Below are 10478 nucleotides of genomic sequence, written 5' to 3' on the forward strand. Positions count from 1 at the left end.
CCGAACAGTCGCAACAGATTGCGCTCGCGGCCGAAGCGCAGGGGATCGCGCCTTCAGTGGCGATGAGTGTCTACAAGCTCACTTCGGTGTCGTTCTTTGGCGGGCTGCTGTTGGTGTTGATCGGCACCGGACTGATCAAGCCGACCATTTCTTCCATCGTCAGTCATTTCTTCGCCGCAGGTGATCGGCGTCGCGATGGCGCGTTCGGGTTGTTCTTCGCGGCTGTCTATGTGGGCTGCATTCTCGGTACCGTCGTCGTCGGCTTTCTCGGTGAACGAGCGGGCTGGCATTGGGGCTTTGGCGCGGCGGCGCTTGGCATGCTGCTCAGCTTGTCCGTCTATTGGTGGAAGCAGCAGGACTATCTCGGTGACATCGGTGTGGCGCCGGTGGGTAGAGCAGAGGGGCTGTCCGCGCTGCGCCGGCTGACCACGCCCGAATGGGATCGAATCAAAGTCATCCTTTGGCAAGGATTGTTCACGGCGCTGTATGCGGCCGCGTTCTTTCAAGCCGGTGGCTTGTTGCTGTTATTCGTCGATGCGCATCTGGATCGGCAGTTCCTCGGCTGGGTCATCCCGAGCACCTGGCTGATCAATATCGCCACGATCTCGTTTGTGATTCTTACGCCGTGCGCGATCCGGCTGTGGAACAGGCTCGAACAGCGCGGGCGGAATCCGAGTGCGCCTACCAAACTCGCGTGGGGACTGCTGGTGATCGGTTCGGCCTATTTGTTGTTGGCGTATCTGGCGTCTGCTTCCTCAGGCGGCGTGAAAGTGTCGTGGCTGTGGATGGCGCTGGTCTACCTGTGTTTCGGCATCGGCGACGTGCTGGTGTGGCCCAATCAGATCGCGTTGACCAGTCGACTCGCGCCGCGCTCGCTATCGGCGGTATTCATCGGCGGCTGGTACATCACCATTGGCGTCGGCACTTGGATGACGGGCTACATCGGGGCGCTGGGGTACACCTGGGGCCTGCAGCCCTTGTTTTTCACCATGTCGCTGACGCTGCTGGCGCTCGGGGTCGTTGCCTGGTGGCTGACGCCTCGCCTGTTGCTCATGACCCATGGCCTGGAGCGGTGGACGTCGGCGGCAGGCCATTAATAGTGTAAGACGACGGCTTTTCGCCGATCCTCCACCGGCGCCAAAAATAGTTTAGCCGCGGCATCCAGCCAGCGTCCCCGTGTTATGGTCGGCCCTCAACAGGGCGATGGCCATGCATTCGTGCGAACCTTTGATCACTGACTTGCGTCAGCAGCTCAGTGGCCGTTTTCAGCGGCCGCTGATGACGTTTTTTCTGCGGCGTTGTCATGACCACGCGGAAGCCGAGGATCTGACGCAAGAAGTGCTGCTGCGGGTGGTTCGTGCCATCGGCTCGGAGCGGACCGAGCGTATCGAGCGGGCCGAGAGCTTCGTCTTCAAGGTTGCCATCAATCTATTGCGCGACCGCCGCCGCCGGGTCGAGCGCGACGGCAATCCCGGTTTCGTGCCACTCGAGGATATCGAAGCGGACGAGACCGAATGGCGGCTTGCGGAGGAAATGTCTCCGGAGCGCGTCATCTCCAGTCGAGAGACCTTGGCGGATGCGCTGCGCGCCCTGGAAGAACTGGGCTCGCGGACGCGCGATATTTTCATCCTGTTCCGTCTCGAAAACATGAAGCAGAAGGACATCGCTGCGCTGTACGGCATTGGTCAGAGCACGGTGGAGAAGCACGTCATGAAGGCGACGCTGCATTTGGCGATCAGGTATGGCAGGAGATAAGGACGCGATGCGTACCGAAAGTGCAGTGGAGGCGGCGGGCTCGCGACGACTGGTCGAGGCAGCGGCGTGGCGAACTCGGTTGACCGAAGAGGGTGTCGACGGCAGTGCCGAGTTCGAAGTGTGGCTGGCGGCTCACGAGGACAATCGCCGTGCATGGTTCCAAGTGCAGGAGCCGTGGGATTTGTTTGGTGAGCAGGCACATTCGCCTGAGCTGATCGAACTGCGACGGGCTGCGCTCGGCCGCGCGCGCGACGCTGGTCGGCATCGCTGGCTTGGCTCTTCGGGTGCGTGGCCGAAGCTGGCAACCGCTGCGGCCCTGGCTGTGGTGGTCATTGGAGGCTTGCTGACATGGCATGCGGGCCGGCCCGATGTCTATCGCACGCAGATCGGTGAACGTCGCGTCGTGACCTTGATAGACGGCTCGAAGATCGCCCTCGATTCGCAAACCGAAGTCCGGGTCAGCTATTCGCCAGAGGCGCGTGACTTGAGCCTGCTGCGGGGCCAAGCACGATTCGACGTGGCCAAGGACGTCGAACGTCCCTTTTCCGTGTACGCCGCCGGGCGCAAGGTGGTGGCGACCGGCACTGCCTTCAACGTCGATCTGATCGGGTCGGAGGCACTGATCACGCTGATCGAAGGACGCGTGGTCATCTTCACCGAGGCCGATGAGTCCGGCGCCAGCGCTCGTCGCGTCATCAGCAAAGAAACAGCAGCAACAGGCGAGGGGCCGCGCTCGGTTCGAGGCGATCAAACCGTCGAGCTGACTGCTGGCGAGCAATTGGTCATCGCCTCCGGCGCGGCACCGAACGTGACGACTGCCAATGTCGAACAGACGACGGCGTGGCAGAACGGGCGGCTGGTGTTCGAGAACGAGCCGCTGACTTCGGTCATCGAACGCATGAATCGCTACTCCACTCGCGCGCTGCGCATCGTCGATCCTCGCGCTGCCAAGTTGCGTATGAGCGGTGTGTTCAATACCGGCGATATAGAAAGTTTCGTTGCCACCATGACGGCCTATCTGCCGGTGCAGGCTGAGACGCTGCCGGGTGGCGATATTCAACTGCGTCATCGTTAGCGTGCCAAACTATTTAGCGGCGAATTGGAGGATCGTTGCAAAAGCCGCGTCTCTACTTAAGCGAGGGGCCGTTGTATTTCACAGCGGCGGATGCTTGGGGAGAGCGACTGCATGATTTGCCCACCAAAAAAAGCCGCGTCCATGGCCGTCAAGGCAGTGATCGCGCTGCTGGCGACTACGGCTGTTGCGCAAGAGCGTAGTTTTCATTTCGACATCGCCAGCCAACCGCTGTCGCAGGCGCTGAAAACCTTCGGCCAGATTTCCGGCCAGGAAATCATCTTTACCGAAGACGTGGTCGCCGGCCACGACACTGGCGCACTCAAAGGCGAGTACACAACCGAGGCTGCGATCGCACGACTGCTGGAAGGCACGGGATTGGTAGCGGAGCGTTCGCCCGCCGGTGCGCTGATGATTCGTCCTGCAGGCAGCAACCGATCCACCACGTCGCGCGCCAGCAGCGAAGATGTCGAAGAGATCATGGTGACGGCGAAGAAGCCGTTCATGGATCGTAACGTCGACATCGTGCGCACCCAGAACGACGCGCAACCCTATTACATCCTCAACAACGCCGCCATCGAACAGTCCGGCGCCGCCAACGTCGAGGATTATCTGAAGCAGAAGCTGACCATGAACGCCATGCCGTTGGCGAACAGTCAGTACGCGACCTATGGTCAGGGCAACATCAGCTCCATCAATCTGCGCGGCCTCGGTTCCAATCAGACCTTGATCCTGATCAATGGTCGACGCACTTCAGTGTCGAACTTCACCGGCACTGCCAATCAGCCCGACGTGAATTCGATTCCGTTGGCCGCCATCGATCGCATCGAAGTGTTGCCGTCGTCCTCCGCCGCGATCTACGGCGGCTCGGCCGTTGGCGGTGTGGTCAATATCATTCTGAAGCACAACTACGACGGCGCTCAGATCAAGGCGACCTACGAGAACACCTTCGACACTGACGCCGCGATCCGCAAGATCGACATGGCCTATGGCTTCAACTTCGAAGAAGGCCGCACCAATGTGCTGTTGACCGGTAGCTACTCCGATGCCGATCCAATGTTGCGTGGGGATCGTCCGCAGATCGCTCGCAAGGGCATCGAGACCGTGCTGCGTAACTACCCGGCGCTGTTGTACTCGAACGCTTCGCCGTTCAATGCCGGTGCAACCACCAACATCGCGTCGGCGAACGGCTCGCCGCTCACCTTTCGCGATGGCACACCGCTAGGTTCCTCGTATACATACGTTCCGGCCAGCATCGCACCGGGCTCCTCGGGCGCGACGCTCAACGCGGGATTGCTGGCCAACGCCGGCCTCTACAATCTGAACTTGCCTGATACCGCGAACTACTACACCGGCAGCCGTTTCTACATGGGCAGCGCGCCCACGGTGAAATCGTTTCAGGCATCAGTCCGTCGCAAGATGACCGATAACATTGAAGCGTTCGTGGAATTCTCCATGGGCCGCAACAGCGCCGAGTCGGATTTCAACTCGTTGTTCACGCTGCCGGTGCCGGCCAGTTCGCCGGTCAATCCGTTCCAGCAGAACCTGACCATCACGATGCCGGACCCGTACGCGGCTCCGTACTACGCCGAGATCGACAATCGTCGCGCTACGATCGGTGCAACGATGGATCTGCCGCATGATTGGCGCGCGCAGACCGACTACACCTGGAACTACACCGAAGTAACGTTCGGTTCGACCAACGCCAATACCGCGCGTTTGAATTCAGCCTTGGCGAGCGGGGCGATCAATCCTTTCGTCAACACGCAGCTGTATCCGTTGAATCTGGCGCCGTACCTGGGCCGCTACGAATACAACGCGCCGGCCGAGTTGAACGACGTCGGTGTGCGTGCGGCGGGTCCGTTGTGGCAGATGCCAGCTGGTCAACCGCTGTTGGCCATCGGGTTGGAGCACCGTAAGGAAGGCTTCGAGCGCGGCACCCAGTGGTTTCGCTATGCCGGCTTCCCGCAGGATGATTCCGACCGGGTGATTCTGGATCAGGAACAGAAGACCGATAGCATCTACGCCGAGTTGAAGGTGCCGTTCTATTCGCCGCTGAACGCCATCCCAGGCGTGCAGTTGCTGGACATTCAGATTGCTGCACGCATGGAACGTTACTCGGTGACCACGGGCCCGACGCAATATTTCCTGCGCGGTACGCCGGCGCAGCTCGCGAGCAACGTGCCCATTACCAAAACCGATATTGATTACAGCTCCACCAATCCGACGTTCGGTGTGCGCTACAAGCCGTTTGATAGCCTGATGTTGCGAGCGAGCTATGGCACGGCGTTCCTGCCGCCGGGATACACGCAACTCGCGGCGCCGATCTACAACCCGAACGCTGCCGCGACGGTGCTCGATCCGCTGCGTGGCAATGCTTTGACCAACATTCATCCGCAGTATGGTGGCAACCCCAGCATCAAGCCGCAGGAGTCGAAGAACTGGAATGCGGGTCTGGTGTTCGAGCCCAGCTTTCTGGAAGGCGCACGCCTGACCTTGGAGTGGTTCCGACTCGAACAAGAGAACGTGGTCATCACGCCGACCGCACAGCAGGTGGTGAATCTGGAAAGTCAGTTTCCAGGCCGCGTCACGCGAGCTGCGCCGGCGCCGGGTGAAACCGTGGGTGTGATCACCGACGTGGATGCCACGCTGATCAATGCCAACGAGGGTAAGACCGACGGCTTCGACCTCACGCTGGAATACCGCAAGCGCACCGACATCGGCACGTTTGGGTTCTTCGCGATGGCAACGCGCGTCGATCACTACTGGATCCAGAACACAGTGGGCGCGCCGCTGGAAAATATCGTGAACGAGTTGGGTCGCGGTGGACCCGCCAAGTTCAAGGCTAATGCCGGTATCACCTGGAATCGCGACAACATCAGTGCCGGCTGGTCGATGCGTCACTTCGGTTCGTACAAGCAATACGACCTGGGCACGCAGGCGTATGTGCTCGCGCAGGGCAGCGATCGTATTGCCAGCCAGAACTATCACGACCTGTTCACGAGCTATCGTTTCAATGACTACGACGGTGGTCGTGGCTCGACTCTGCTGAACGGCACGGAAGTGCAGTTCGGTATCAAGAACGTGCTCAACAAGGTGCCGCCGTTCGACGCTTACTACGGCGTGCAGGGTTACTACTACAGCCCGCTGGGCGATCCGCGCCTGCGTAGCTACTGGTTGTCCATCGCCAAGAACTTCTGAGCGGCGGACGATGGCTGTGGAATCGTTGGATCGCGGCCTGTGGCGCGAGGCTCGTTCATTGCACGCGCAAATGCTCGTGGTGAACGGCCTCGACGCTTCCGGACTCAGTGAGCAGGTATTGCGCACACTGCAGTCCGGAGGCGTGCATGCAAACATGACGACACTTCGGCTGGACGTCGGTTCGGCCGAGCATCGGTTCCTGCATGAGTGTCAGGATCGCGCGGTGAAAGCGACGTCGATCGCGCAAATCGAGGCGGCGCGTCGAGATAACAAGATCGCGCTGATCCCTTGTTGGCAGAGTGTCGAGTTCGGCCGCGGCCGGCTCGATGAGCTGTATGGCTTTCAGGCACTGGGATTGCGCTCCTCGGGATTGGTTTACAACCTCGGCAATGCCGTGGGTTCGGGCTGCTTGGATCCGCAGACGGGACCGTTGAGTCATTTCGGCGTCGAAGTCGTGCGCACCTTGCAGGAGTTGCGCATCGTCGTCGATGTGGGAGGACACACCAGCGAAGCGACCGGCTTCGACGCCATCGAGCAAACTCGTGGGCCGGTGGTGTGCACACACGCCAACCCGCGTGCGTTACGCAACGTCCGTCGCAACATCACCGATGAATTGATTCGCGCCATCGCGCAGCGGGGCGGTGTCGTCGGCATTCCCGCATTCAACTTCTTTCTCGCCGATCAGAACTCGCCAGCGCCGCGTTCAGCGCCGCTCGATGAGTATCTGCGTCACATCGATCACGTGGTGCAGCTGGTGGGTGATGAACACGTGGGCATCGGCTTGGACCAGATCATCGGCCGGCGTGGCGTGGGTCCGGTGGATCCTGCTTTCTTTCCAGCCGACGTCTATCCACAGAAAAAAGAGGACTGGATCTACGTCGAGCATCTCGATGATTTCAGCGGTGTGCCGCTCATTACAGCGGGACTGATGCGCCTGGGCTACGCACGCGAGCGTATCGAGCGAATCATGGGCTTGAATTGGATGCGCGTGTGGCGAGAGGTGTGGGGGCAATGAATCGCGATGACGCGCTCGTACTAACACGACGGAATTTCGTCAGCCTGGCAGCTGCGGTTCCGGTGGCGGCGGCTGCGTCGTCGGCACACGCTTCGGATAGCAAGCGCAACGTCGTGAGCAACCGGAGAGCTGCCTTCGTCACGGCAGCACTCGAAGTCGGCGTACGTCCAGCTGACGATGCCACTGCTCGCTCTTGGGTCAACACGGAGCAGCAGTTCGCGGAGCAAGTGCGGTTTGCGCATGCGACGGGAATAGGTTCGCTGCTGATCAGTCTTGATGCCGCGCCGACACGCGATGTGTTGTTTCGTAACTGGCTGCGTTTGCAGCGGTGGGTCTCGGCTACCGAAGCCGCTACCTTGCAGTCGAATGCGGAGCCGGCAGCGATGGGGCGTGTCGGTGTGGTTGCCTGCCTGCGAGACACCCAACGATTTGCCGCTCAGCTCGACGATCTGGCCGACTTTCGCGCGTCGGGCATCGCTGTGATGGGGCTGGCATGCGATTGGAAGGGTGCCTATGGCGATGGTGCGTTGGAACGCTCGGACTTGTCGCTTACTGCCTTGGGTGCCAAAGCCGTCAAACGCATGAACGGCGAACGTATCGTGATCGACCTAGCTCGCATGGGACGGCGTGGCAGCCTCGAAGTCATGGCATCGAGTTCGCACCCGGTGATCTTCAGTCACACCAACGCCGCAGCTCTGCAAGAACATCCGTTGAACGCGACCGATGAGCAGATCAAAGCCTGCGCCGCGCGCGGCGGTGTCATTGGCATTGGTCATTCCCCATTGCCCGCATCTAACGAGCAGCGTGTGCAGGTCGAACAGACGGTGAGGCACATCGAGCACGTGATTCAGCTGGTTGGCATCGATCATGTCGGCTTGGCCGTGTTGGAGATCGAACCAGTGGTGACGCGCTTGCGAGCGCGAGGCCTGACCGATCAGCAAGTCGCGCAAGTGAGCGGCGAGAATTTTCGACGCGTGTTCCAGCAAGTATCGCAATCAGTTTCGGCGGGGAACGCGGCATGAAGAGTTTCGTAGTCCGGGCCATGCGCTGGCTCAGCGTGCCGTTGTTTTGCATGGCTACGGTTGCCGTCGCCGCACCGAGCAGTGCGTTGCGCGATCTGGATCGATACGTCGAGAAGGCTCTCGTTGACTGGCAAGTGCCGGGCGCGGCCATCGGCGTCGTGCAAGATGGCAAAGTCATCTATGCCCGAGGTTTCGGGAACAGACAGCTGGACACGGCGCCGCGAGTCGATGAGCGGACGCTGTTCCAGATTGGCTCGATGACCAAAGCGTTCACCGCTGCTGCCATCGGGCTGCTGGTGGACGAAGGCAAGCTGAAGTGGGACGACCGCGTCATCGATCATCTGCCGGCTTTTCAGCTCAGTGATGGCTGGTTGACCGAGCATGTCACGATTCGCGATCTGCTCGCGCACCGGACCGGTATCGAATCCACGATGATGGTGGTGACGCTGCTGGACGCGAAGGAAATCGTGCGCCGGGCTCGTTACGTCGAGCCTACGGCTGAGTTTCGTCACCAGTATCTGTACAGCAATCTGATGTATGGCGTGGCCGGGCAGGTGATCGAAGCGGTCACTGGCAAGCCGTGGGGAGACTTCGTCAAGCAGCGCCTGTTGCAACCGTTGGGGATGCAGGCGAGCGGTACGAGTCCTTACCAATTCTGGGATGAGGCGTATGTAGCGCCGAGCTTTCATGGTGTGCCGAGCGCCGGTCGAGTGGTGAATGCGTCGAGCGCGCGTAACGACAACGTGGCGATGCCCCACTGGCTCACACCGGACGGTGCGCGAGTCATTCCCTGGCAGTCCTACGACAACGCCGCAGCCGGCGGCGCCATTGTTTCCAATCTTACTGACATGCTGCAGTGGCTGCGAGTGCAGCTCGAAGGCGGGCGGTTGGGCGATGTCCAGATCTTCCGTCCGGAAACCGTTACGGAAATGCATGCGCCGCAGATGCTGATCATGAATCCGCCGGATCCCATCTGGGCAGCGGTACAACGCGTGAGCCCGAGTAGTGACCGGCCTTCCTATGCGCTCGGCTGGTTCCATAACAACTATCGTGGCTACCAATACGTGAGCCATTCCGGCGGCATCCTCGGCTTTCCATCGTTCGGTGCGATGTTGCCGGAGCGGCGCATCGGCGTGATCGTGCTGGCGAATAGCTTCGGTCGCGGCAACCTGGCCGCGTTCAATCGGCTGGTGTCGTTTCGGGTGTTCGATGCTTTGCTGGGACAGCCGAAGCACGACTGGAGCGCAGACCTGCTGCGCGTCGTCGAGCAGCGCGAGCAAGAAGCTGAAGTTGCGGCTCGCAAGCAGGACGAGCAAAGGCTGCCGAATACCTCGCCATCGCTGCCACTGAAGAACTATGTCGGTGAGTACCAGAACCCGCAGGTCGGTCGAGTGCGCATCGAGCTGGATGGTGAGCAGCTGCTGCTACGTGTGCCCGGCGCGTTTCTAGGCCGGCTCGAACATTGGCATCTGGATACGTTTCGAATGGTCTGGACCGGTGGCATGGAAGGCAACAAAAGCTTCGCCACGTTCAAGATCGATCCGCGGGGACGCGCGACGGTGCTAGACGCCGGTCGCTTGTTCGGCGGCGAGTTGCAGAGGGTCGAGGGCGGGGGATGATGACAAAACAAAAACAACGCTGGCTATCGCGTGCCGGCGCTCTAATCCTTGCCTGCGATGCGCTGCTGCTTGCCGGCGCGACAGCTCGTGCCGATTCGGTCGCGCCGACGACGCGCGAGCGGGCAGTGGACGCATTGTTCGCTGAGTTTGATCGGGCCGATAGCCCAGGCGTGGCGCTCGGCATCTACCGCAACGGTGAAATGGTGTACGCCCGTGGCTACGGACGTGCCGATCTGGAAAGCGACCGGCCGATCACGCCGAGCACCGTGTTTCATGTGGCCAGCGTTTCCAAACAGTTCACCGCCTTTTCGGTGGCTCTGTTGGCGAGCGAAGGCAAAGTGGATTTGCAGGCTGACGTACGCCGCTACTTGCCGTACGTGCCCGATTTCGGCCAGGTCATTACGCCGCTGGACTTGATTCATCACACCAGCGGCTTGCGCAATCAATGGACGTTGTTCGTGATCGGCGGTCAGGACATGCGCAACGTGCTGCGTCAGCCACAGATACTGAACATGGTGGGCCGGCAGCGCTCGCTGGACTTTGCTCCGGGTACCGAAGTCAGCTACTCCAACACTGGGTATACGTTGCTGGCGGAAATCGTGCGTGCGCAGTCGGGGCGCTCGCTGCGTGAGTTTACGCAGCAGCGAATCTTCCAGCCGCTGGGCATGGAACACACGTTCTTCCTTGACGACGTGACGCAGATCATCCCCGGCCGCGCACTGTCTTATCAAAAGAATCCCAATGGCACGGGCTGGCGTCGCGCGCTGCTCAACTTCGAGAATGTCGGTGCCACC

8 protein-coding genes are annotated in these 10478 nt (G+C 60.7%); all 8 read left to right on the forward strand.

Annotation, left to right across the window (positions count from 1 at the left end; all coding sequences use genetic code 11):
• Positions 1-1097 (forward strand): peptide MFS transporter (locus JNL55_RS33110; RefSeq protein WP_293864870.1); only part of this gene is annotated, 1097 nt, incomplete at its 5' end.
• A gap of 142 nt (positions 1098-1239) precedes the next feature.
• Positions 1240-1755 carry an RNA polymerase sigma factor gene (locus JNL55_RS33115; protein ID WP_293864872.1) on the forward strand — a complete coding sequence of 172 codons (516 nt, stop codon included), beginning with the start codon at positions 1240-1242 and terminating at the stop codon, positions 1753-1755.
• Between the two features lie 7 nt (positions 1756-1762).
• A complete protein-coding gene (locus tag JNL55_RS33120; RefSeq protein WP_293864874.1) occupies positions 1763-2830 on the forward strand; it encodes a FecR family protein in 1068 nt (355 codons plus the stop codon).
• A 111-nt stretch (positions 2831-2941) separates the two neighbouring features.
• On the forward strand, positions 2942-6028 hold the full coding sequence (locus JNL55_RS33125) for a TonB-dependent receptor (protein WP_293864876.1): 3087 nt from the start codon (positions 2942-2944) through the stop codon (positions 6026-6028).
• 10 nt (positions 6029-6038) lie between these two features.
• The gene (locus JNL55_RS33130; RefSeq protein ID WP_293864878.1) at positions 6039-7043 is read left to right on the forward strand and encodes a dipeptidase; all 1005 of its coding nucleotides are present in this window, start codon (positions 6039-6041) and stop codon (positions 7041-7043) included.
• Positions 7040-8065 (forward strand): dipeptidase, encoded by a 1026-nt coding sequence (locus JNL55_RS33135; protein WP_293864880.1) that lies wholly within the window; start codon positions 7040-7042, stop codon positions 8063-8065. Before JNL55_RS33130 ends, JNL55_RS33135 begins: the two co-directional genes overlap by 4 nt.
• Positions 8062-9684 (forward strand): serine hydrolase, encoded by a 1623-nt coding sequence (locus JNL55_RS33140; RefSeq protein WP_293864882.1) that lies wholly within the window; start codon positions 8062-8064, stop codon positions 9682-9684. Before JNL55_RS33135 ends, JNL55_RS33140 begins: the two co-directional genes overlap by 4 nt.
• The coding region (locus tag JNL55_RS33145; protein WP_293864884.1) for a serine hydrolase domain-containing protein at positions 9684-10478 on the forward strand (795 nt) is incomplete at its 3' end. The genes JNL55_RS33140 and JNL55_RS33145, both read left to right, overlap by 1 nt.

It is taken from the genome of Steroidobacter sp. (assembly GCF_016790065.1).
Taxonomy (GTDB): Bacteria; Pseudomonadota; Gammaproteobacteria; order Steroidobacterales; family Steroidobacteraceae; genus Steroidobacter.

Bases quoted from the DNA above. Each gene is read 5' to 3' on its own strand.
- JNL55_RS33120 (WP_293864874.1), top strand. From the start codon at position 1,763: ATGCGTACCGAAAGTGCAGTGGAGGCGGCGGGCTCGCGACGACTGGTC.
- JNL55_RS33125 (WP_293864876.1), top strand. From the start codon at position 2,942: ATGATTTGCCCACCAAAAAAAGCCGCGTCCATGGCCGTCAAGGCAGTG.
- JNL55_RS33130 (WP_293864878.1), top strand. From the start codon at position 6,039: ATGGCTGTGGAATCGTTGGATCGCGGCCTGTGGCGCGAGGCTCGTTCA.
- JNL55_RS33135 (WP_293864880.1), top strand. From the start codon at position 7,040: ATGAATCGCGATGACGCGCTCGTACTAACACGACGGAATTTCGTCAGC.
- JNL55_RS33140 (WP_293864882.1), top strand. From the start codon at position 8,062: ATGAAGAGTTTCGTAGTCCGGGCCATGCGCTGGCTCAGCGTGCCGTTG.